This window comes from Vreelandella azerica (genome assembly GCF_013112225.1).
Taxonomy (GTDB): Bacteria; Pseudomonadota; Gammaproteobacteria; order Pseudomonadales; family Halomonadaceae; genus Vreelandella; species Vreelandella azerica.
The window spans coordinates 438,031-460,990 of record NZ_JABFHI010000002.1; the positions used below are offsets into that span (position 1 = coordinate 438,031).

The following is a 22,960-nucleotide window of genomic DNA, read 5'->3' on the forward strand; positions in this document are numbered from 1 at the left end:
GGAATCCTGGTCTATTGCTGCTGGGAAGTATTGACGCGAGCAAGGGCGGCTTTGGTAACACGATCCAGCATGATGGCCAGTAGCACGATACCTAGCCCGGCGACCAGACCCACGCCAAGTTCCAAATTACGAATGCCGCGCAATACCAGCACACCCAGGCCAGGAGCAGATACCAGAGAGGCAATGACCACCATGGCCAGGCTCATCATGATGGTCTGGTTAACGCCGGCCATGATGTTGGGCAATGCCAGCGGGATCTGCACGCCGTAGAGCTTCTGGCGCTTGGTCATGCCGAAGGCGTTAGCCGCTTCAATCACATCCTTGTCGACCAGCCGGATACCCAGATCCGTCAGACGGATCACCGGTACGATGGCATACAAAATGATAGCAATACCGTAAAGCTTGGGCTCGGTGACCGAGAACAGGAAGATCAGCGGGATCAGATACACGAAAGGTGGCAGAGTCTGCAGCATATCGAGTATCGGAATCAGGCTGCGCTGCAATCGGTCGCTGCGCGACATGGCAATCCCTATGGGCACCCCAAGCAGTACACAGACCACCGAGCAGACAAAGATGATAGCCAACGTCTGCATTGAGTAATCGTAGTGGTCGATAAAAGCCAGGAAGAGCAAAAATGACGCTACCATGCCCACCAGCTTCAGCGACTTGGAAGCAATATAAACGATCGCTAGAAGTGCCGGAATCATGATCCACCAGGGGGTGGACTGAAAAGTGGTCAGGGCGCCGTCGAGCATCCAGCTGAGCGGTTGGGTGATAGGGTCAATCACAATGGTAAGTGTGTCTTTAATGCCTAAAAAGCCACTCTCCAGACCAGAGGTAAGTTGCCGGGTCTGGGCAATGGCCGGGCAGGCATCGTGCAGATTATCCAGTGAGGGAAAGGGCATATCCCAAAGGGATGTTTCCGTTTCAGCGGAGCGGCTTGACAGCAGCTCGGCCATATTCATGGTGCCGCCGGTCTTCTCGCCACACCAGTTGCGTAGCCCCAAATTGTCGAACACGAAATCGTATGCTGCCATGATGGGATTACCTTGAAAGAATAAACGTTTAAATCTTGCAGGGCGCTGGAGATAACCCCAGCGCCCAAACGCACCTGTTAACCTGAGTAAGGTTTAGAACAGCCCTTCAAGGTTGGCCTGTGCTTCTTCGTTGAGCCAGCCCATCCACTGTTCCTGGTTGTTCTGCAAGAAGTAGACGATGGCCTCATCAACGCTGGCCTGATTATCAGAGTGCCAGGCAAGCAGCTGGCTCATCTGGTCGTTAGAGAAGCTGACGTTCTCGACCAGGGCAAAGGCTTCAGGCGCGCGCTCAGCAAAATCCGTGGTAGTGACGTTGAAGACACCCGCTGCCGGGAATGCAGATACGCCAACGCTATCGCACTCTACATCTTGGTTACAGGAGTGAATCTCTTCGTCGTATTCACCCAGGTCAACGCTGACCATGTCGTACTTGCCCAGCGGTGCGGTGGGGCCCCAGTAATAGCCAAAGTAGGGCTCTTCGTTTTCATAGGCGGAGGCCATGGCACTGGCCAGGGTTTCACCAGACCCGTGATTGAAGACTTCCATGCCGTGTTCTTCAAAATCGAACGCCTGAATCAGCGAGTCGTTGACAATACGGCATCCCCAGCCGTCCGGGCAGTTATGGAAGCGTCCGCCCACCAGTTCAGGGTTCTCAAGAATACCTTCGATAGTGGCAAGTTCAGGATGCTCTTCTACCAGATAGGAAGGAACCAGCCAGTGCTCGGTACCACCATCGCTGAAGGTGTCAGAGGCTTTGACCAGCTTGCCTTCTTCTTCCAGACGGAAATAGGCGGGCGCTGAGTTGACCCAAAGCTCAGGCACGATATCTGGCTCGTTATTTTCAGCCAGTGAGGTGATGGCGGTAGTCGTTGCTGAGGGGACAACGGTGACATTGCAGCCATAGCCCTGCTCGAGAAAGAACTCGATTACACCAGCCGCGATACCGCCTGATGTCCAGTTCATTTCGCCAACAGATACATCGCCACATTCAGCCTGGGCATTGGCCGTCAAAGGAAGAAGAGAGCCTGTCAGGGCCAGGGCATATAGCGGTAACTTTTTCATGGGGTCACTCCAATAGCTTGCAACAATTTATTTCTAGCAGTTCATTTACAACAACATACAGGCACGGCCAGCAGTGATATCAAATGCGATAAATTGTCATTTTGCTGTGCTGCCGCGTGCTTTCCACTGTAACGAAGCGGTTAATAAATACAAAAAACCACCCACAGCATATCCGCCGAGAAAGAAGCTATCTGAAGGCATACAGTGAGCGGCAAGTTGACAGAGACTGACAGGCTGAGTAGGACGAAACTTCTATTGATTGACTGGCGTGAAAAGTCTTTTATCAGTGGAAGGTGGCGCAGGGGCGAGATGAGCGGAACGGCCTTAAACGTCTGGAACGTCGGCGTTTAGCCACTATTTTTTGGTTTTAACGCGCGAAAAAGAGATTCACAAGCTGTGCCATCATGTCTGCAAGGCTGGTGCGGCAGGGTAGTCGCTGGCCCGCCTCATTAGGTTAAAAACTTGCCAACCTTTTAAGATCTCTTAATCTTGCGTTTAAGTCAATCAACGATATCAGGGATGACAGCGCTATACCTGATGAGATATCACTTAAACCGCTAACAGCTCCAGTTAGGTGGCTTAATTCCCAGGCGTTGCATGCGCCGATAAACGGTCGGACGGGAAATACCCAGTGCACGTGCTACTGCGCTGATATTCCAGTGATGTTCGCGCAGTAAGCCAAGAAGTGGTTCCTCCTGGGGTGTATTGGTTGACGGCGTGGCGGGTATGGGAGGAGCCATTTGCCGGGTAATACGCTGGCTCAGGCACTGATCCGGCAGATCATTCACCGTTATTTCGTCACTGTCTGCGGTGGCCAGGGCAAAGCCAAGGGCATTTTTAAGCTGGCGGATATTGCCCGGCCAAGCGTAGGCAAGCAGTGCGCTGATGGCGTCGGCTCTTAGGCGAGGAGGTGTTGCATAGGTGCGTTCCGCAACAAGTTCATCGAATACTTGACGAATGACGAAGTGTTTGTCGGCCCGTTCACGCAGGGCAGGCAGATGCAGTTGGGCGCCATTCAGCCGGTAGTAAAGATCTTCACGGAAGTCGCCGCTTTGAATCATGGCGTCAATATCGCGATGGGTGGCGGTAATCACGCGAATATCGATACGAACAGGGGCATTGGCGCCGAGAGGCATTACTTCTCTTTCGGCAAGCACCCTGAGTAAGCGGGTCTGTAGGGTCAGCGGCATATCGCCAATTTCATCCAGAAACAGAGTGCCCCCACTTGCCTGGGGAATCAGCCCGCGCATGCCCTTGGCGCGTCCGCCGGTAAAGGCACCGGCTTCATAGCCGAACAGCTCGCTTTCAATCAGGGCTTCTGGAATGGCGGCGCAATTAACCGCAACAAAAGGGCCTTGGGCGCGCTGGCCGCTGTCATGCAGGGCACGGGCAACCACTTCCTTACCCGTGCCGGTTTCACCACTGATCAGTACATTGACGCGACTTTCGTTGCGCAGCCGTTCTGCCAGTTTCTGCACCTTGCGGATGGCGGGGTCATCGTCGCCCAGGCGGGCCAGTGGTTCCGGCAAGGTTGAATTCATTGGCTTGATTGGCTGGCTTTGACGCCCCCGGCGTGGCTCTAACAGGCTGATAAAGTGAATGGTGTTATCTGCCCTTGCCCGAAAGGCACGCAGCTGATCCTGGGTAGCACTGTTGATACTCAGCACATCGCTGATATCACATTCGAACACTTCTGCCAGCCTGGGCGCGTACCCCGCCGACCAGGGCGGCCAGCGCGCCTGATGGCGGTTGATCAGTTCGCGCCCAACCGCGTTGGCGGCAATCACCTGGCCATCTTCCTCAATAGCGATCAGCCCGCGCCCGTTGACGTGAACAAACTCCCGTGAGGTGTCCAGGCGAACAATCAGACAGTCGCGGTAGCTCTGCAGAAAATAGGCGTCTTCAATCATACGGGCATAAAGCGTCACCAGTGACAGGCTGAAGTTCTGGCTGTCATGGGCGGTCGGCGAGTTCAGGCTGGAAATATCCAGCACGGCCATCACCTCGCCATCGGGGTCGGTGATGGGTGCTGCCGTGCAGGTCAGGGAAATATGTGAGGCATCAAAATGTTCCTGACGATGGCAGATAATCGCCTGGCGGTCATGTAGACAGGTGCCCACCGCACAGGTGCCGGCGAAACGTTCATCCCAGTCAGCGCCCAGATAAAGCCCCGCCTTGCGCAACTGCTTATCCTGATGCGGGTCACCGCGAAATTCGACGGTAATGCCACGATGGTCGGTCAGCAACAATACATAGCCGAGTTGAGCCACCTGAGTGTAAAGCTGTTCCACCCCGGCGCGGGCCACATGCAAAAGCTCATCGACCGACTCACGGTGTTCGATCAGGGTCTGTTGGGGGACTACCCGTGCCGGACGTGGCTGGGTGGGGTCCAGGCGATACTCATTCAGACAGCGCAGCCAGGAGCGGCGAATAGTGGGCTGCGCTGGGGCATGCTGGGGCATCCCCTCACCAAGCTGAAAGATATGTTCAATATGCTGGCGCTGTTCAGCGTGAAGCCGAGCGGGCACGGAAGTTGGCATGGCAGGCTCACAGGTGTTGGTAATTATTATTATTAAACGTTTGGCTACCTCCTAGCCTAGGTGTTGCCGCCAAGGAGTCAATGCGCCTGCTGTGTATCCGCCTAATACCTTTGTCGCGGTGTTACACCTGTAATGCCCGGGTGTAAACCGCGTGACAGGTGTCCGCGATAAAAAGCCGGAAAAAAGCACCTTGATAATTAATTTTATTTATTAATTTCAATAATTTAAGTTGTTTTTGGGCGATTTGGAACGCGAGCTGCTTGGTAATGGGTGTGGTTGCACACAAGGCGCTTTATATAGCGTTTTCACCCAACAACAATAATGCTCGATTGGAGATCGCCTTATGACACAAGAATCCATGACACAACAAAATGCCACTGAAACGGTTCAAGCCTGGCTGAGCCATTTCGATAACGCCCTTAAAAGCGGTGATATTGCCCGGGTGACGGCGCTGTTTGCCGATGAATGCTATTGGCGAGATTTTCTGGCGTTTACCTGGAACCTGAAAACCTGCGAAGGCCGGGAGGAAATACACGCCATGCTGAAGGCCACTCTGGCCCATACCCAGCCAACGGACTGGCAGCTGGAAGGTGAGGCCACCCAGAACGAGGCTATCTGCGAAGGCTGGGTAACCTTCAAGACAGCCGTGGCCAGCGGGAAGGGGTATCTGCGCTTGAAAGACGGTAAATGCTGGACGTTACTGACTACCATGCAGGCGTTGAATGACTTTCCTGAGCCGCGCAATCACCAGCGCCCGAAGGGGGCTGAGCATGGCGCCAACAAACAGCGGGAAACCTGGCAGGAAGGGCGTGCCCGCGAAGAAGCCGAGTTGGGTTATACCCGCCAGCCGTATTGCGTGGTGATTGGCGGCGGCCAAGGCGGTATTGGCCTGGGGGCACGCCTCAAGCAGATGGGTATTCCCACCATCATCATCGAACGTAACCCAAGGGCGGGGGATTCCTGGCGCAACCGTTATAAGTCACTGTGTCTGCATGATCCGGTCTGGTACGACCATCTACCGTATATTCCCTTCCCGGAAAACTGGCCGGTATTTGCGCCCAAGGACAAACTGGGCGACTGGCTGGAAATGTACACTAAAGTCATGGAACTGAATTACTGGAGCTCCACGGAATGCCAGGGGGCTCACTACGATGAAGCCGCCGGTGAGTGGGTGGTCAAGGTCAACCGGGATGGCGAGGAGATTACCCTGCGGCCCCAGCAGCTGGTGATGGCCACGGGTATGTCAGGGATGCCGAATGTGCCGAGTTTTCCAGGGGCGGAAAGCTTTGAAGGCGAGCAGCAGCATTCCAGTCAGCATCCGGGGCCGGATGCCTACAAGGGCAAGAAATGCGTCATCATCGGTTCGAACAACTCGGCCCACGATATTGCCGCCGCCCTGTGGGAGCACGATGCGGATGTGACCATGGTGCAGCGTTCATCAACGCATATCGTCAAGTCGGATTCCCTGATGGAGGAAGTGCTGGGGCCGCTATACTCAGAGCAGGCGGTGGAGAATGGCCTGACCCACGACAAGGCAGACTTACTGTTTGCTTCGATTCCCTACAAGGTCTTGCCGGACTTCCAGCGCCCGGCCTTTGATGCGGTGCGCAAACGCGATGCTGCGTTTTATCAAAAGCTCGAAGACGCCGGTTTCCTGCTTGATTTTGGCGATGACGACTCCGGTCTGTTCCTGAAATACCTGCGCCGTGGCTCTGGCTACTATATTGATGTAGGCGCCTGTGACCTCGTAGCCAGCGGTGATATCAAGCTGCGCAGCGGAGTGGGTATTGAGCGTATCAACCCGCACTCGATCACCTTAAGCGATGGCAGTGAGCTGGAGGCTGACCTGATTGTCTACGCCACCGGCTATGGCTCGATGAACGGTTGGGCAGCGCGGCTGATTTCCCAGGAAGTGGCGGATAAAGTGGGTAAATGCTGGGGGCTTGGGTCAGACACCACCAAAGACCCAGGCCCCTGGGAAGGTGAGCTGCGCAATATGTGGAAACCCACCCAGCAGCAAGCGCTATGGTTCCACGGCGGCAACCTGCACCAGTCGCGCCATTACTCGCATTATCTGGCGCTGCAGCTCAAGGCGCGTATGGAAGGGCTTGAAACACCTGTCTACGGGCTTCAGCCTGTTCATCACACTGCGTAAAACATAAGGAGCCTTACTTATGAGCACATCCAGCATGCAGGCAGCCGTCTGGTACGCTGCCAAAGACCTTCGCGTTGAACAGGCGGAGGTGCCAAGCATCCGCGACCCCCATGAGGTCAAGGTCAAGGTGGCCGCCTGCGGTATCTGTGGCAGCGACCTGCACGAGTACGCCGCCGGGCCAATCTTTATCCCGGTGGATGCGCCGCACCCGATCAGCGGTGACAAGGCGCCGATCATCATGGGCCATGAGTTTGCCGGTGAAGTCGTGGAAGTTGGCGACAAGGTCACCCGGGTCAAGGTCGGCGACCGGGTGGCGATTGAGCCGATTCTTTCCCCCAACCAGGATGGCGCCTACCTGATGGAGCGCTATAACCTGTCGCCGCAGTTGGGCTTTCACGGGCTGTCCGGCGGGGGCGGCGGTTTTTCCGAGTTCACCGTGATGGGCGAGCATATGGTGCATGTGCTGCCGGATGACCTCAGCTTTGAACAGGGGGCTCTGGTCGAGCCAGCTGCGGTGGGGCTGCACGCGGTACGCCAGAGCAGTCTGAAAGCGGGTGATACGGCCGCTGTTTTTGGTGCCGGGCCGATTGGCCTGATGACTATCGAAGCACTGAAGGCAGCAGGGGCCGCGCAGATCTACGCAGTGGAAATTTCGTCTGCGCGCAAAGCCAAGGCTGAATCGCTGGGCGCTGTGGTCATCGACCCCGAGCAGGAAGATGCCGTTGCCAAACTGCAGACGCTCAGCGATGGCGGCGTCGATGTGGCGTTCGAGGTCACCGGCATTCCGGCGGTACTCAATCAGGCGCTACACAGCACCCATGCGGGAGGTGAAACCGTGGTGGTGAGTATCTGGGAAGGTGAGGCCAGTTTTCAGCCCAATGATCTGGTCATTCAGGAGCGCACCATGAAGGGGATTATTGCCTATCGGCATATCTACCCGGCGGTGATGGCGCTGATGCAGAAAGGTTATTTTCGCGCGGAAGATATGGTTACCCAGCGTATACCCCTTGAGGCAGTGGTTGAGCAGGGGTTTGAGGCGCTGCTGAACGATAAATCCCAGGTCAAGATTATCGTTTCGCCCTGAATCAGTTTCCCTGTGATTGTCATCTTGTCAAAGGCCATCGAAAGATGGCCTTTTCTGTCGTTATAGAGGCTATTCTGAACGAGTCCGAGTTAACAAAAATTCATCTTTTTATGTGCTCTGTGATAAAGTCGGTCAAGACTTTTGTTGATGGCAGAGCCTCTTTTATTAAAGTGAGTGTTATCAACTGAATAACGCTGCAACAGATGCATGATAGCATCCATCAGGAGGTGGTAAATGGCCAATTGTGCGAGAGTCAACGGGCACTGTAAGCGTTGCGAAGATGAGCTACCCTTCAGTTTTTCGATGGCGTTTCAGCCGATTGTTGATGTCGCTAATCAAAAGATTCATGCCCATGAAGCCCTGGTGCGTGGTTTGAACAATGAGTCAGCCTTTTCCATTCTCAACCAGGTGACTGACAAGCTGCTTTACCGCTTTGATCAGTCCTGTCGCGTCAAGGCAATTGAACTGGCAAGCCAGCTTGGCATGCAAAAGCCGCTCTCGATCAACTTCCTGCCCAATGCTGTCTACGAGCCCGAAGCCTGTATCCAGGCCACTTTGGAAGTGTCGAAACGGGTAGGCTGGCCAATGGATCAGCTGATTTTCGAAATTACCGAAACGGAAAAAGTCCGTGACCGTCAGCATATCAAGGATATTGTGGATGCCTATAAATCCATGGGCTTTTCCGTCGCGCTGGATGACTTCGGAACCGGCTTCGCCAATCTGGATCTGCTCACCACCTTGCTGCCCGACAAGCTGAAGATTGACCGCCAACTGGTAATGAACTGCGATCACGATATTCGTCGTCAGGCCATGCTTAAAGCGCTGATTACCATGGCGGAAAACCTGGATACGACGCTGATAGCAGAAGGCGTAGAAACAGTCGAAGAATCACGTTGGTTGCTGCAGGCGGGTATCAATCTGCAACAAGGTTTCTTTTTGCCCGCCCAGCGTTTGAAAAAGTCGTTACTGATGTAACGACTGGGTTAGATAAAGTCTATGAATCAACAGGTTCTTTGATTGGCACTGGCATATGAATCCTGACAAATTAAGCTGTTTTACGTCTGTGTCATATTGAATTGCTGTAAGCACACCTGATTACGGCCGCCTTGCTTGGCGAGGTAGAGAGCAGCATCAGCCCGTGCCAGGGCACCGTCGGGGCGATTATCGTTAGCAAGCAATCTGTCGGCGCCAATGCTAGTGGTAATCTGAACAACGTTTCCTTCGCTCTTTACCTGTAATGCTGAGACGCTGGCAAGAATTTTCTCTGCAACATTAAGGCAGCCTTGCAAATGGGTATCAGGTAGAAGAATGGCAAATTCTTCTCCGCCCAGGCGGCCGAAAACATCATTTTCGCGCAACTCATTCTGGATAGTGGTGGCAAAAGCCTCGAGGGCCTCATCGCCCAATGCGTGACCATAGGTGTCGTTGACCTGCTTGAAGTGGTCGATATCCAGCATCAGAATACCTACCGAATAATCGGGACTGCGCTTTACCCGGCCATACTCGTGGTTCATGGTGCTCATAAAGCTGCGCCGGTTGAGCAGCCCGGTCAATGGGTCACGCATGGCCAGTGTGCGGAGCCTTTCCTCCATGGCCTTGCGCTCTGAAATATCCTGCTGTATACCCACCATCCGTTCAGGGTTGCCGTCAGTATCTCGGCTGACCAGATGGCCAGACGCATACTGCCAGACCCAGTGCCCTTTCTTGTGTTTCAGGCGAAATTCGCTCTGATAGCGAATTGCAGCATTATCCAGGTGCTGGTTTAAGGCGGCATGAAAGGACGACTGATCATCAGGGTGAATCCGCGCTATCCATTCTTCGCCGCTGGCAGGCGTATCTGGGTCTTTGCTGCTGAAGCCCAGGTTATTAAGAAGTCTTTCGCTATTGAAGCAGATGCCCGTTTTGAGATTCCATTCCCAGACTCCCAGATTGCCTCCTTCAACGGCAGCCGTCATCAACTCTTGTGACTGCTGTAAGCGGCGCTCCAGCTGGTGGCGCTCAATGGCATAGTGCATGGCGCGCAGCAGATTGTCTGATGCGAGCTGACACTTGATCAGGTAGTCCTGTGCACCAGCCTCCAAGGCTTTGAGCGAAAACTGCAGATCGTCGTGGCCGGTCAGCACGACGATAGGGGTGCTGCTGGCCATACGCTTGCAGCGTTGCACAGTTTCAAGCCCGCTGGAATCAGGCAGGTTAAGATCAAGCAGTATGACATCGGCAGGCGTTGAGGCGCTTTGCAGGTATTGGTCAAGCGCTTCAAGACTCTTTACCCACTCCACCTGATGCGCGGTGCCGCTGAATTTTAGATTGTGACGAATCAGCCCGGCATCTCCGTCTTCGTCTTCTATGAGAATGATGGCAAGCGTTTGCATCTTCACTTCCTTGTACTGAGGCTAGGGCCTGTTTTCAGGTCATAGAGGCAGAAAATTAAAGCCGTCCTAAGACAAAGCACTTTCATTGTTTTTGGCAGGTGTCAGAAAACAAAATGACAGTGATGCAGTTATAATGCTGGTCTTATTTTAACACGATGTAACTTTTTGTCATCTTGTGAAAGGCGACATTTTCATCAATAGAATTAGACAATGGTCGTATTTTGATTAGAGTAGGGAAAAGGTTCGTCGGTGATGAAAGAAAGTTAGTAAAGTAACCGATCTCAAAAGATGGGTTCTACGTCAGTGGCGTTATCAGGCGTTACCCGTATAAAAGGCACTTCTACCCGTTTGGGCACCGTCTCGCCCTTTAACAGGCGTACAGCCAGCTCGGCACCCTCCTGGCCACCGGTGGGGTAGGTAAAGCTAAGTGACTGTTGGCCATTGAGCAAGGCGTCACGGGCACTGCGGATATAATCAATACCCACAATAGGTAAGCTGGAAGGATCAATGCCTGCTTGCGTCAAGGCCATGCGGGCACCTTCTGCCATACTGTCGCTTTGGGCAAAGATGGCATCAAAAGCGGTCTGGTTGGCCAGCACCTCACGCACAGCCCGTATGCTGTCGGCACGCAGGTAATTGGCCACCTTGGTGATTACCTGAATATCGGGGTAAGCGCCCATGGCCGCCATAAAACCTTGCGTACGCTCAGTAGTAACGCTGGCGCCTGGCACGCCCTGCAGCATCAGAACGTTACCCGTGCCGTTGATGGCCTCACCCATAAATTCACCGGCCTGCTGGCCAATCAGTTCATTCTGCGCATAGACAAAACTGGTATAGCTATCTCCATGTATACCACGCGAAAGCAGTATGACTGGCGTGCCCTGGGCGTGAATGCGGCTGATAATCTTACTTAACACGGCTTCTGAACGAGGGCTGGTGATCAGCACATCGACGCTGTCGGCCAACTCGCGAATTTGCTGGGCCTGCAGGGCAATACTGCCTTCGCCATCAGTAACGATAAACTCTATGTTCGGGTAGTCGGCCAGTCCACGTTCCACGTCTTTCACCTGCATCAAGCGCCAGTCATTGGCCAGAGTGTCCTGGGCAAAACCGACCCGGCCAGCCACTGCGTTTACATCACCATTACCCGCCAGGTTAGCGGCGGGCTGGGCATGCGCAAGCACTGCCCAACACAGCACTAAGGGGGACACAAACAGCGTGAGAATATAAGGAAACATAGCTGGCCTTTAGAGTTGGGAGTAATCGGCTATGGGCGCCGCAACCTTGCTGTCATGGTTAATACCGGGGTTATAAACTAACGGCAGAAGCTGAATTTGTTAACATTGAGTTTACGCTTTTGGTGCCGGTTATCCGTGTCTTTGAAAATTGCTTGTACAAACGCAGGATCACGCACATGATAAAATCCATGTTTTTCTGGAGTCGCTCAGGATTCTCTGGCACGTTATACACAGTGTATGCCCTGCCTTTATAAGCCTTTCTTGATGGCCCAGCGGCCATGAATTCTGTTTAACAGGAGTTGATATGCCGGTTTATACCAATATCGAAGATTTGCGCCGCCATTACGTGCGTCGTACCCCCAAGATGTTCTACGACTACGCGGAATCCGGCAGTTGGACAGAGCAGACCTTTCGTGAAAATACCAGCGATTTCCAGCATATCCATCTCAAACAGCGGGTTGCGGTGGATATGGCGGGGCGTTCCACCAAAAGCCAGATGATTGGCGAGGATGTGGCCATGCCGGTGGCACTTGCGCCGGTAGGCTTGACCGGCATGCAGTCCGCCGACGGTGAGATCAAGGCCGCACGGGCCGCGGAAAAGTTTGGCGTGCCGTTCACGCTCTCCACGATGTCGATCTGTTCCATTGAAGATGTCGCTGAACACACCACCAAGCCGTTCTGGTTTCAGGTCTATACGCTTAAAGACGACGACTTCATGCGCCGCCTGATCGAGCGTGCCAAGGCGGCCAAGTGTTCGGCGATTGTGGTAACGGTCGATCTGCAGCTGCTCGGCCAGCGCCACAAAGATATCAAGAACGGGCTTTCTGCACCGCCCAAGCTGACGGTTCGCTCGATTGCCAACATGGCCACCAAGGTGCCCTGGGGGCTGGAAATGCTGCAAACCAAGCGCCGCTCATTTGGCAACATTGTCGGGCATGCCAAGGGTGTTACCGACCCTTCCTCGCTGTCGACCTGGACAGCGGAAGCCTTTGATGTCTCGCTGGACTGGAAGCGCATTGCCCAGTTCAAGGAATGGTGGGGCGGCAAGCTGATCGTCAAGGGTATCATGGACCCCATTGATGCCAAGCGGGCGGTTGAAATTGGTGCTGATGCCATCATCGTTTCCAACCACGGCGGCCGTCAGCTGGATGGCGCCGTCAGCTCGATCCGCATGTTGCCCGCCATTATGGACGCAGTCGGTGACGATATCGAGGTGCATCTCGACTCCGGTATCCGCTCTGGCCAGGATGTGCTCAAGGCATTGGCCCTGGGCGCCAAGTCGACCTACATTGGCCGGGCCTTCACCTATGGCCTGGGGGCTGCCGGTGAAGCAGGCGTGACCAAGGCGCTAGAAATCATCCATAAAGAGTTGGATACCACCATGGGACTATGCGGCGAAACCGATGTGAAGAATCTTGGTGAGCACAACCTCTACGTTCCCCAAGGCTTTGGTGACCCGACCGTCAAGCTGTAGATGACCATTGCATGAAAGGGCTACCGATATGGCAGCCCTTTTTGTATTGGCTCTTTTTCAAGTTCATGCTCTGACGTGGAGCCTGTGTCCTTGTCTTGCCTGAACACGGCCTGGACAGAGCCTCTCAAGAAAATCTTAATTTTTTTGAAATAATTAGTACCCAGAACTGAAACTAATCAAAGTTAATGTTGCAGCCTCATCCACTTGTTGAGGCTATCCCGATGCTTCGTTGCATAACTCCCCTTGCCCTGGTCACTGCTGTACTGGCAACACCTGCTGTTGCTCAGGATGTCAATCAGACAGATAACGACTGGTTCACCGCCGGTCAGGCACGTATTCAGGCCGAACTTGCCAAGCAGGCCAACACCAACACTGCCAAGAACGTCATCCTGATGATCGCTGACGGCAACGGCGTCGGCACCAACTACGCCACTCGCTTGTTCATGGGTCAGCAGGAAGGCGGTTTGGGCGATGATTTCGTCATGCCCTATGAGGAATTCCCCAATCTGGCACTGGCCAAAACCTATAACGTCAACGCCCAGACCCCAGACAGTGCCGGTACTGGTACTGCCATGATGAGCGGCGTCAAGACCAAGGCGGGCATCATTGGCGTCAACGAAAACGTTAATCGTGGCGATTGCTCCACGCTGCCCGGCAACGAACTGACCAGCATCACTGAGATTATGCACGGCATGGGCAAGTCTGCTGGCTTCGTCAGCACGGCGCGGGTTACCCACGCAACACCTGCCTCGGTTTATGCCAAGACCGTTGACCGTAATTTCGAAGACGACTCTCAGTTACCTGAAGGCTGCGACACCCAGAAAGATATTGCCACTCAGCTGATCGACGCCATGGAAGCCGGTCTGGTTTCGGTTGCTATGGGCGGTGGTTACCGTCACTTTGTACCTGCCGGTGAAGAGCTGCCGGTGGGTGGTACTGGTCGTCGTACTGATGACATCAACCTGATCGAGCGCGCCACTGAGTTGGGTGCCTACCATGCCCATAACGATGAAACCTTTGCCAATGCGCCTGTTGACGGCACGCCGCTGCTGGGCCTGTTTGAAAGCTCGCACATGATGTACTCAGCCGACCGTTATGACGAGCCGTCACTTGCAGATATGGCCGAAGCCGCCGTCAGCTCACTGTCTAACGACGAAGATGGTTTCTTCCTGCAAGTAGAATCCGGTCGCGTTGACCATGCCAATCACGCCGGTAACCTGGCACGTGTTGTCACCGACGGCGCCGCCTTTGCTGAAGCTGTTGAGCGCGTCATCAGCATGGTCGACCTGTCCGAGACCATGGTCATCGTCACCGCTGACCACGAACACGCCCTGGCCTTCAACGGTTATTGCGGACGCGGTTCTGACATCCTTGGCCTGTGCATGGAAATCGACGGTAACGGCGTCGAGCACACAGGTGAGCCGCTGCTGGGATCTGATGGCAAGCCCTACACAGTTGCCGGTTACCTGAACGGCCCGGGCTCAGTAATGACCCAGCAGCAGGACGGCAACTACTTCGGTACTCGCCCAGAGGTAACCGAAGAGCAGGCCACCGATATCGACTACATCCAGCAAGCGCTGGTACCCAGAAGTTCTGAAACCCACGCTGGCCCTGACGTGGCGGTCTACGCCATTGGCCCCTGGTCTCACCTGCTCAACGGCAGCATCGAGCAGAACGTGGTCTTCCACGCCATGCACTACGCGGCTACTGCTGAGTAACCAGTACGCACTATCGTCAACATCCGGGGAGGTCCTTGGCCTCCCCGGCTGCGCATTGTGGAGAGTTTTCATGAACCGACGCACATTTCTCGCCTCTGGCCTGGCCTCGGCTGGCTTGCTCATGGGCACGTCAATGGTGTCTCGGCTCGCTCAGGCAGACACCTTGATCAAGCTGCGTGATCTTTACGCCCGCGATCGTGGCGTTTCAGATCTCGCTTTAAGCCTTGAAGGTAAGCGCATCACCGTGGACGGCTTCATGGCACCACCGCTAAAGGCTGAGAGCGAATTTTTTGTCCTGACCCGAATTCCAATGGCGGTCTGCCCGTTTTGCGAGACAGAAGCCGACTGGCCGGATGACATTCTGGCCGTTTACACCAAGCGCACCGTCGATGTAGTGCCGTTCAATATCCGCCTGCAAGCCCGTGGCGTGCTGGAGCTTGGCCCCTACCGTGACCCGGAGACCGGCTTTTTGAGCATGGTGCGCCTGGCCGATGCCAGCTACAGCTGAGGGGGCCTGTTACATGACTCTTCCTCTGAGTGTCGAGGCACTGCAGGTCAGGGCCGAATCTGGCCAGCTGCTGCTCGATATTCCTCATCTGGCGCTTGAGCCAGGGCGTTCGCTGGGCATTCGCGGGCCGTCTGGGGCGGGCAAGTCGACCCTCTTGTATGCGCTTTCCGGCTTGCTTGACCACCTGGAAGGGCATATTGGTTGGGGGATACCAACCTGGTCGAGCTTTCTCAGCGGCGTCGCGCCGCCTTTCGCGAGCGCCATGTGGGCATGATCTTTCAGGATTTTCTGCTGTTTGAGGAGCTGGATGCCTTGACCAACGCCGGGCTCTCGGCCTTGTTTCGTCCACGCAGTGAACGTGCCGGTATCCGCGCACGGGCGGCCGAGCATCTGCAGCGGCTGGGAATTCAGGATGGCACGCGCAAGGTGGCCAGCTTCTCTGGCGGCGAGCGCCAGCGGGTTGCCGTGGCCCGCGCCCTTGCGGCTAACCCGGATATCCTGCTGGCCGATGAACCCACCGCCAGTCTGCACCGCAGTGCTGCCGATGCGCTGAGCCAGGACCTGGTAGCGCTGGCCCGCGATGCAGGCACCAGCTTGATCGTGGTCAGCCATGACGAGCGCCTGCTGGCATGTATGGATGAGGTGCTAACGATTGCCGATGGTCGCCCGGCAGACCCTGCTGACGCAGATGACACTGACGCAGACAAAAGGACCATCAACCATGCGTGATTTGTGGGACGGGCTGCCCATCGTGGCCCAGGAAATGCTGCTGCTAGGGGCTTGGTTATTACCGATCCTGTTGATCGGAGCGGCACTGCTGTATGGTTTTGCGGCTACTCGCCTGATCCGCGACATGCTGTGGCGCTTTCGCTGGGCTAACCTGACCTTTGTGATCCTGATTGCGGTGGCGGTGGGCATGGGCAGCGCCTTGATCGCCCAGGAACGCGGGCTTCGCCAGGGCAGTGCCAAGGCCGCTGACAAGTTTGACCTGCTGGTGACGCCACCCGGCAGCGAAATGACCATGATGCTGGCCGCCGTCTACCTCCAGCCCAGCGATGTCGGCCTGCTCAATGGCCCGACTTATCAGCAGATTGCACGCCATGAGCGGGTCGAGATTGCCGCACCACTGGCCTTCGGCGATAGTTACCAGCGTTCGCCGATTGTCGGCACCACGGCGCAATTCACCCGCCACCTGACCGATGACAGCGTTGAAGGCAGACTCTGGGAGACAACCTATGAAGCGGTAGTCGGGGCAGCAGCGGAGCTTGCCATCGGCGACACTTTCCAGCCATCTCACGGTGTGGGCGTAGAGGCTGGCCTGGAAGCTGATCCGCATGACGCACATTTCGAGGTAGTGGGGCGCATGCCGCGCACCGGCTCGCCCTGGGACCGCGCCATTCTGATGCCGGTCGAGGCCGTCTGGGAGGTTCATGGGCTGGCCAATGGCCATGCGCCCGAGCGACGTGACCAGCTGGGCCCGCCTTTTGATGCTGACTACTTCCCCGGCACCCCAGCGATTATCGTCAAGGCCGAAGAACTATGGGCCAACTACGCCCTGCGCTCAGAGTTCAGCCGCAACGAAAACACCATGGCGTTCTTTCCGGCGACCGTGTTGACCGACTTGTATCGGGTGATGGGCGATGTGCGTCAGGCGATGTCGATCACTACGCTGGTGACCCAGATGCTGGTCGCCGCCAGCGTGCTGCTGGCGCTATTGATTCTGTCCCGTTTGTTTGCCCGTCAGATGGCGCTGCTGCGCGCTTTGGGTGCTCCCAACCGCTTTTTGATGGCGGTGGTGTGGGGCTACTGCGCGGTGCTGATTCTCGGCGGCACCCTGCTGGGGCTAGGAGTAGGTCAGGGCGCTGCCAGCGTGCTGTCGGCCGTGATTACTCAGCGCACTGACATTCTGGTCGAGGCGCGTCTTGGCTGGCAGGAAATCCGCCTGGCCGCTGCTTTCGCCGGCATTACCCTGGCTTTGGCCATGCTTCCTGCCCTGGCGGTCCTGCGCCAACCCACTGTTACCCATCTAAGAAGCTAATAGCGGAGATACCCTGATGATTAAGCCTTGTGCAACGGCTGTGTCTTTTAAAACCCTTATCGCTTCCCTGTTGCTGGTTGCGGGATTGATGGCTGTCACGGCCTTTGCCGGCGGCCATGAGCAAGGCGATACCGATCACCATGACGAACAACACGCGGATGATCACGGCCAGGATGACAGTCATGACGACGATAAGCATGACGACGAGGCCAGCCACGTCAGCGAACTAGACAACCTGCGCGCCCTGCACGCCTGGACCAACGCCACTCGCGACAGAGACGCGCATATCTATGTGGAGCTGGAAAACACCGGCACTCAGACCATTACGCTGACCGGTGCGTATGCCGAGATCGCACAAACGGCGCAGTTGACTGGTTTTCGTCTGGTAGATGGGGAACCTCAGTATGCGCCGATTGAGGCCATGCCTTTGGACCCCTCCAGCACTTTGGTGCTCTCGCCCAATGGGTTGTCTATCCAGCTAGAAGGCCTCTCCAAAGCTCTGAAAGAAGGCGAACATTTTGATGTTCACCTTGACACTAATGCTGGAAGGTTGGCATTGCATGTTGAAGTCGAAAGTGCGAGCGCCCGCCAGCATAGCCATGCAGGACACGCACATTAATGCCGTTTAACGCCCAATACCTGACCAAAGCGGCAAGTTTATTGCTAGGTATGCTACTGCTTGCTCAATGGACGACTGGGCCGTTGGCAAGGGCTGCTGAATCTATCGCGAGTGAAGGGATTCCGCTCCACCTGTTGCAGGGCGAAATGCGCGCCTTAAAGCCCACTGAGCCACCACGCTTGGCACCCAAGCAGACACCGTTCAAGACCGCTGATGGACGCGAACTGACCCTCGAGTCACTGGATGGACACTGGCGGCTGGTGAATCTCTGGGCAACCTGGTGTGCTCCCTGCCGGGAGGAAATGCCAGCGCTGGATCGGCTGGCCAAAGCCTACGCAGATAGGCCTTTTGAGGTCATCACCATTGCCTCGGGTCAGCATGACGCCACTGAGATTGCGCGCTTTATGGACGAGACCGGCATCCGTCGGCTGCCGAGTTACCACAGCCCGGACAGTGCCATCGCCCAGGATCTGGCGGTACTTGGCTTGCCGACGACAGTGCTGATAGACCCCACTGGACGTGAGGTGGCCCGATTGACGGGGAGCGCTGACTGGTTCTCTGAAGAGGCGCAAGCGGTGATTGATTACCTGCTAACGCTCAATCATTCAGTATCTGACAGCTGACGCCAACCATAGATTGACAACTTTCAGACTATATAAATCGGCTGAGAACGTAAGCGTTAATGACAATATGCGCGATGCCGATTATCACAGACAGGCCGTGAAGTTTTTGAAACGCGCCACTTGTCCTTCATCAGTGGCGCGGTTGATAGCCGGCATCAGAAGCTGGCGTGTGGGGATGACGGTCATAGCGATGGCGGCCATTAAAAGGGCTGAGACGCGATCAAATGGCCATAGCAGCAGGGCTGACAGTCCTGCGACGACAAGAACAAACAGGTAAAAGTGCGGGAAGGCGCGCCTGATCGAGGCGCGCGCGACGTCTGTAGGCAGCGTGGTCAGCAAAAACGCCGCAAAACCGAACGAGTAAAGGACCATCCCGCCAAACAGTAATGCAGAGAACAATAGGGCTGCTGTATACATCGGATATTTCTCCTCGGTGGCGTCACCAGGTTTTCAGTCTGCAGCGAAACCCATCAATTGAGCTGATGGGGCAATAGCGCCGTGCTGTGTTTTTCACTATCGGGTAGCTTGAAGGCTCTAATAGCATGCAGCAGGTCACGGGCGTGTTCTTCCAGCTGGCCAGCTGATTCAGCGCTTTCCTGAATATTGAGCGTATTGCGCTGGGTAACACGATCCATATCGGTAACCGCTTCGTTCACCTCACCCACACCTTTGCTTTGTTCCGCGCTGGCTTGGCTTATCTCATTCATGATGGCGGTGACCCGTTCAATCGCGGCAACAATGTCTTCGGTAGATTTCCGGGCGTCTTCGGCTTGGCTATCGCCATGTTTGACACGCTCCAGGTTACCGTTGATACGGGTTTTGATTTCACTGGCCGCTTCTGCGCTGCGTTGAGCCAGCTTGCGCACTTCCTGGGCAACCACCGCAAAACCGCGCCCGTGTTCGCCTGCTCTCGCTGCTTCCACCGAGGCATTCAGCGCCAGGATGTTGGTCTGAAAAGCAATGGCATCAATGGTGGAGATAATACCGGAGATTTCCTGTGAGCTTTCGCTCAGATCCTTCATTATCTCGGTCATCTGGAATACGGAGTCGCCACCGTGCTTGGCTGTAGAGGCAGCGCTTTCCGCTTCGTTATTGGCCTGCATGGAGTTGCTGGCATTCTGTCCGACGGTGCTGTGCAGTTCTTCCATGGCGGATGCCGTTTGTGCCAGGGCGCTGGCTTGCTGCTCCATGCTGGATGCCAAGTGGCCATTGCCTTCAGCCATCTGGCGGCTGTTGACCGCGACCGTTTCCGCTGAGTGCTGAACTTGGGCCACCAGCTCGCGTAGATGATCCACCATGCCAGCCAGGGCGGCCATGATACTGGTGTTATCACCGGGGGCCAGGGTTGGCTTGGCGGTCAGATCCCCGCGCCCAACGGCTTGAGCAAAGGCGCGTACTTCACGCGGTTCGGCACCGAGGTCGCGAACAATCTTGCGGGCAATGAACCAGGCAATGGCGATACTCAGTAAGACGGCCGCCAAGGTCAGCAGAATCATCAGGCGTCCGAAACCTTCGGCAACATCACGGGCAACCGCTGTATCGGCGGCGGTATTGGCTTCCTGGTAATCGATAAAGGTATTAATACTGTTCAGCCACTCTGCAAAGGCATCGCCGCCTTCACCCACCACGGTTTCGCGCGCATTGATAAAGTCGCCATCACGCCGGTCGTTGATAATGTCACGGGCAAACTCCCGACCCGCTTGCGCGCGGCGGTCAATATCCGCCAGCATGGTTCTTTCTTCTTCAGTGACCGTGTTGGCATGGTTCTCGATCATGGTCTCCAGGCCGCGCTCGGCTTGGCGGTAGTTATCGGCAAGCTGCTCATATAGGTTGACCAGGCTGTCAACATCGCTTGTGTCACTGACCAGGGTAATATCGCGCAGTGCAATGGCGCGATCATGGACGCTGCCGCGAAAGTTGATCGCATAACGCATCATCTGTCCATTGATATCATTAATCGCATACAGGCGATTATCGATGGTGTTGACACGATCAATGCCCACTGCCGTCAGCAAACTGAACATGACAAGAAGCGCGCCAAAACCGACAAATAGGCGGTTGCGAACTTTAAGACGGGGGAAGCGCAGCATTAAGTATCTCCTGGTCAGTGAAAAGCGAATCCATAAGGTGACTCAAGATACTTGCTTGTACATGTCTTGTATAGAAAATTATTAACTAGTTTGTTATATTTGGTCAGATTTTTTGTTGTTTATTTAACCTGATATTCAAGTAGTTGCCGAGCATGCCACTCCTGGCCGCTAAATTCCTCGATGGGAACCTGACTAATTAAGTCAGAAAGGGCATCTCCCACCCTCTCTGGCATTAAACAGTTACCTTGCACCAGGCGCTGATGGAGATATTCGGCGTGAGGCAGGGCGAGTGAACTGGCGGCACGGATGTGCTGGCGTAGCCCGGGAGTATCAACCATCCCCGGCTGGAAGAGGGCAACACTGGCGGAATAAGGTGCCAGATCAAGAATAAGCTGTTCGAACAAACGACGTAAAGCCATCTTGCTGATGCCATAGTACCGGTACCTGGTTGCGCTTGGCGGTCAATGCCCGCACCGACAAGCACCATCCGGCAGAAGTGGGCATGAGATCGGGCGTTGCCGTCAAGATAGGGTAGCAATGCCTGAATCAATCTTAACGGGGCTATCACATTCAGCGCCAGCGCTGCCTCAAGGTCATCCGGCTTCCAATGTTGCAAATCATCGGTGGGTATCCCTATTCCCGCGCAATGGATAAAGCCCTCCAGCCTGAATGAGTGGCTGTGTAATGTGTATTGCAGGCCGTTGATCACTGCTTCGCATTCCTGGCGATGGGCCAAGTCCCCGGCAATGGCGATAAAGGTGCCTTGCGGGTGTTGCTGGCGCAACCGAGTCATCATGGCCTCCAGTGGGGCCTTGCGGCGCGCCAGCAGTATCAGGGCCTTGCCCTGCTCAGCGAGTTTCTCAGCAGTGGCACTGCCAATACCGCTGCTGGCGCCGGTAATGATGACAGTCTCAAAACCGGGGTGTGCAACCTTTGTCATGTCCTGTCTCCTGGACGATCGCTAGCGGGTCCATTGAATTCCAACTGTAAAGGCGTCAATGTCCTACTATCAGTATCAAGAAAGTATTGATGACAAGTGTGCGATGGCTGATTCAGCGCTTCAACAATAAAGGTCTGTTATATGGAACATCATCACCATCACCACCTCGATCCAGAATCCGGTGACCGACGGGTCAGTATTGCCATTTGGGCAAACGGACTCCTGACCCTGGCGCAGCTGGTGGGTGGCGTGCTGGCAGGCAGCCTGGCGCTGATTGCAGATGCGCTGCACAACTTTTCGGATATGGCGGCGTTGGTGATTGCCTTTGCCGCCCGCAAGATTGCTCGCCGCCCGGCAGATGCACAGATGACCTTTGGTTATGGTCGCATCGAGATTGTTGCGGCGCTGATCAACTACACCACGCTGATTCTTATTGGTGCCTTTCTGATCTATGAAGGTGCGATGCGCCTGATTGACCCGCCGGAAATTCAGGGGTGGGCGATTGTGATTATCGGCGGCGTTGCCCTGTTTGTGGATGCGCTGACCGCCTGGCTGACCTGGTCGATGCAGAAGGGCAGTGTCAATATACGCGCCCTGTTTGTGCACAACCTCTCGGATGCGTTTGCTTCGGTTGCGGTCATTATTGGCGGTAGCCTGATTCTGCTTTACGACCTGCGCTGGGTAGATCCAGCGATTACCATTGGCATTGCGCTATATATTCTTTACCTGGCGCTGAGTGAAATTGGTGGCCCGATTCGTACTCTGATGCTCGGCTCGCCGCCTGATATCGATGGCGAGGCGGTGATCGCCCTGATGCGTCGCATTGATGGCGTGGAAGATGTCCACCATGTTCATCTCTGGCAGATGCAGGAACACATTGCTGCGCTTGACTGTCATGTCGTGGTAAGTGAAGCAAACTGGCAGCACCTGGAAAACATCAAGGCGGATATCAAGAAGCAGCTAAAAACGCACTTCGGTATTGGCCATTCCAGCCTGGAATTCGAACATATCGACCACGCGCACCAGGGCGCTTCGCTTTACGGGCACGACTATCCTAGCTGAGGAGTTGACTATGGCGGACCTGCCGCCCCTTAAGGTTTACTACGACGCTGCCTGCCCGGGCTGCCGCCGCGACCGGATGCGCTATGAGCGCTGGGCAGGCGAGACTGGCCGCGATGTTGTCTGGTGTGACCTCAACCAGCACCACGAACAGTTACGCGAGAAAGGCATTGACCCGCAAGCGGCGCTGATGTCGTTACATGTTGAAGATGCCCAGGGCGAGATACACGAAGGAATGTCCGCCTACATCATCCTGATGCGCCGAGTACCGCGCCTGAAACCGCTGGCCTGGCTGATCGGCCTGCCGGGTATCAATCAGGGGCTGCGCTACCTCTATGACCACTGGGTCAGAAGGCGGCTGAAGCGTGAGGGGCGCTTACCCTAGACGTTACTACCTTTCGTC

At 55.4% G+C, this 22,960-nt stretch carries 21 protein-coding genes; 13 read left to right on the forward strand and 8 right to left on the reverse strand.

Annotated elements, in window-relative coordinates:
• Positions 1-11: 11 nt before the first annotated feature.
• The 3 genes from HLB35_RS06085 to HLB35_RS06095 all read right to left on the reverse strand — a co-directional run bounded on the left by HLB35_RS06085 (position 12) and on the right by HLB35_RS06095 (position 4,639).
• A complete protein-coding gene (locus HLB35_RS06085; RefSeq protein WP_171701892.1) occupies positions 12-1,037 on the reverse strand; it encodes an ABC transporter permease in 1,026 nt (341 codons plus the stop codon).
• Positions 1,038-1,130: 93 nt separating this feature from the next.
• Positions 1,131-2,099 carry an ABC transporter substrate-binding protein gene (locus HLB35_RS06090; protein WP_171701893.1) on the reverse strand — a complete coding sequence of 323 codons (969 nt, stop codon included), beginning with the start codon at positions 2,097-2,099 and terminating at the stop codon, positions 1,131-1,133.
• A gap of 557 nt (positions 2,100-2,656) precedes the next feature.
• The gene (locus HLB35_RS06095; RefSeq protein WP_171701894.1) at positions 2,657-4,639 is read right to left on the reverse strand and encodes a sigma-54-dependent Fis family transcriptional regulator; all 1,983 of its coding nucleotides are present in this window, start codon (positions 4,637-4,639) and stop codon (positions 2,657-2,659) included.
• Positions 4,640-4,982: 343 nt separating this feature from the next.
• Between HLB35_RS06095 and HLB35_RS06100 the strand changes: the two genes are divergently transcribed.
• The 3 genes from HLB35_RS06100 to HLB35_RS06110 all read left to right on the forward strand — a co-directional run bounded on the left by HLB35_RS06100 (position 4,983) and on the right by HLB35_RS06110 (position 8,853).
• Positions 4,983-6,794, forward strand: a complete 1,812-nt coding sequence (locus HLB35_RS06100) for an NAD(P)/FAD-dependent oxidoreductase (protein WP_171701895.1) — start codon at positions 4,983-4,985, stop codon at positions 6,792-6,794.
• A gap of 19 nt (positions 6,795-6,813) precedes the next feature.
• Positions 6,814-7,878: a 2,3-butanediol dehydrogenase gene (locus HLB35_RS06105; RefSeq protein WP_328731191.1), complete on the forward strand. Its 1,065-nt coding sequence runs from the start codon at positions 6,814-6,816 to the stop codon at positions 7,876-7,878.
• A 234-nt stretch (positions 7,879-8,112) separates the two neighbouring features.
• Positions 8,113-8,853, forward strand: coding sequence for an EAL domain-containing protein (locus HLB35_RS06110; RefSeq protein WP_171701896.1), 741 nt, complete (start codon positions 8,113-8,115; stop codon positions 8,851-8,853).
• 80 nt (positions 8,854-8,933) lie between these two features.
• Here the strand turns inward: HLB35_RS06110 and HLB35_RS06115 are convergent, their stop codons facing one another.
• Positions 8,934-10,250, reverse strand: a complete 1,317-nt coding sequence (locus HLB35_RS06115) for a GGDEF domain-containing response regulator (RefSeq protein WP_171701897.1) — start codon at positions 10,248-10,250, stop codon at positions 8,934-8,936.
• Positions 10,251-10,531: 281 nt separating this feature from the next.
• On the reverse strand, positions 10,532-11,488 hold the full coding sequence (locus HLB35_RS06120) for a substrate-binding domain-containing protein (RefSeq protein ID WP_171701898.1): 957 nt from the start codon (positions 11,486-11,488) through the stop codon (positions 10,532-10,534).
• A gap of 304 nt (positions 11,489-11,792) precedes the next feature.
• On the opposite strand from HLB35_RS06120, the gene HLB35_RS06125 reads away from it, so the two are divergent.
• The 8 genes from HLB35_RS06125 to HLB35_RS06155 all read left to right on the forward strand — a co-directional run bounded on the left by HLB35_RS06125 (position 11,793) and on the right by HLB35_RS06155 (position 18,468).
• Positions 11,793-12,962: an alpha-hydroxy acid oxidase gene (locus HLB35_RS06125; RefSeq protein WP_171701899.1), complete on the forward strand. Its 1,170-nt coding sequence runs from the start codon at positions 11,793-11,795 to the stop codon at positions 12,960-12,962.
• 221 nt (positions 12,963-13,183) lie between these two features.
• The gene (locus HLB35_RS06130; protein WP_171701900.1) at positions 13,184-14,680 is read left to right on the forward strand and encodes an alkaline phosphatase; all 1,497 of its coding nucleotides are present in this window, start codon (positions 13,184-13,186) and stop codon (positions 14,678-14,680) included.
• A gap of 70 nt (positions 14,681-14,750) precedes the next feature.
• The gene (locus HLB35_RS06135) at positions 14,751-15,188 is read left to right on the forward strand and encodes a hypothetical protein (protein WP_171701901.1); all 438 of its coding nucleotides are present in this window, start codon (positions 14,751-14,753) and stop codon (positions 15,186-15,188) included.
• 13 nt (positions 15,189-15,201) lie between these two features.
• A complete protein-coding gene (locus HLB35_RS16445) occupies positions 15,202-15,462 on the forward strand; it encodes an ATP-binding cassette domain-containing protein (protein WP_216601422.1) in 261 nt (86 codons plus the stop codon).
• Positions 15,390-15,917 (forward strand): ATP-binding cassette domain-containing protein, encoded by a 528-nt coding sequence (locus tag HLB35_RS06140; RefSeq protein WP_216601423.1) that lies wholly within the window; start codon positions 15,390-15,392, stop codon positions 15,915-15,917. Before HLB35_RS16445 ends, HLB35_RS06140 begins: the two co-directional genes overlap by 73 nt.
• Positions 15,910-17,226 carry an FtsX-like permease family protein gene (locus HLB35_RS06145; RefSeq protein ID WP_171701902.1) on the forward strand — a complete coding sequence of 439 codons (1,317 nt, stop codon included), beginning with the start codon at positions 15,910-15,912 and terminating at the stop codon, positions 17,224-17,226. Before HLB35_RS06140 ends, HLB35_RS06145 begins: the two co-directional genes overlap by 8 nt.
• A gap of 16 nt (positions 17,227-17,242) precedes the next feature.
• Positions 17,243-17,845, forward strand: a complete 603-nt coding sequence (locus HLB35_RS06150) for a copper chaperone PCu(A)C (RefSeq protein WP_171701903.1) — start codon at positions 17,243-17,245, stop codon at positions 17,843-17,845.
• Positions 17,845-18,468, forward strand: coding sequence for a TlpA disulfide reductase family protein (locus tag HLB35_RS06155; RefSeq protein WP_171701904.1), 624 nt, complete (start codon positions 17,845-17,847; stop codon positions 18,466-18,468). Before HLB35_RS06150 ends, HLB35_RS06155 begins: the two co-directional genes overlap by 1 nt.
• A gap of 84 nt (positions 18,469-18,552) precedes the next feature.
• On the opposite strand, the gene HLB35_RS06160 is transcribed toward HLB35_RS06155, so the two are convergent.
• The 3 genes from HLB35_RS06160 to HLB35_RS06170 form a co-directional block, all read right to left on the reverse strand.
• A complete protein-coding gene (locus HLB35_RS06160; protein WP_216601424.1) occupies positions 18,553-18,885 on the reverse strand; it encodes a DUF4149 domain-containing protein in 333 nt (110 codons plus the stop codon).
• A gap of 53 nt (positions 18,886-18,938) precedes the next feature.
• On the reverse strand, positions 18,939-20,558 hold the full coding sequence (locus HLB35_RS06165) for a methyl-accepting chemotaxis protein (protein ID WP_171701905.1): 1,620 nt from the start codon (positions 20,556-20,558) through the stop codon (positions 18,939-18,941).
• A gap of 232 nt (positions 20,559-20,790) precedes the next feature.
• Complete coding sequence (locus HLB35_RS06170) at positions 20,791-21,498, reverse strand: SDR family NAD(P)-dependent oxidoreductase (RefSeq protein WP_171701906.1); 708 nt, start codon at positions 21,496-21,498, stop codon at positions 20,791-20,793.
• A gap of 141 nt (positions 21,499-21,639) precedes the next feature.
• On the opposite strand from HLB35_RS06170, the gene HLB35_RS06175 reads away from it, so the two are divergent.
• Both HLB35_RS06175 and HLB35_RS06180 read left to right on the forward strand, forming a co-directional pair.
• Positions 21,640-22,560 (forward strand): cation diffusion facilitator family transporter, encoded by a 921-nt coding sequence (locus HLB35_RS06175; protein ID WP_171701907.1) that lies wholly within the window; start codon positions 21,640-21,642, stop codon positions 22,558-22,560.
• Positions 22,561-22,570: 10 nt separating this feature from the next.
• Positions 22,571-22,942 (forward strand): thiol-disulfide oxidoreductase DCC family protein, encoded by a 372-nt coding sequence (locus HLB35_RS06180; protein ID WP_171701908.1) that lies wholly within the window; start codon positions 22,571-22,573, stop codon positions 22,940-22,942.
• Positions 22,943-22,960 lie beyond the last annotated feature (18 nt).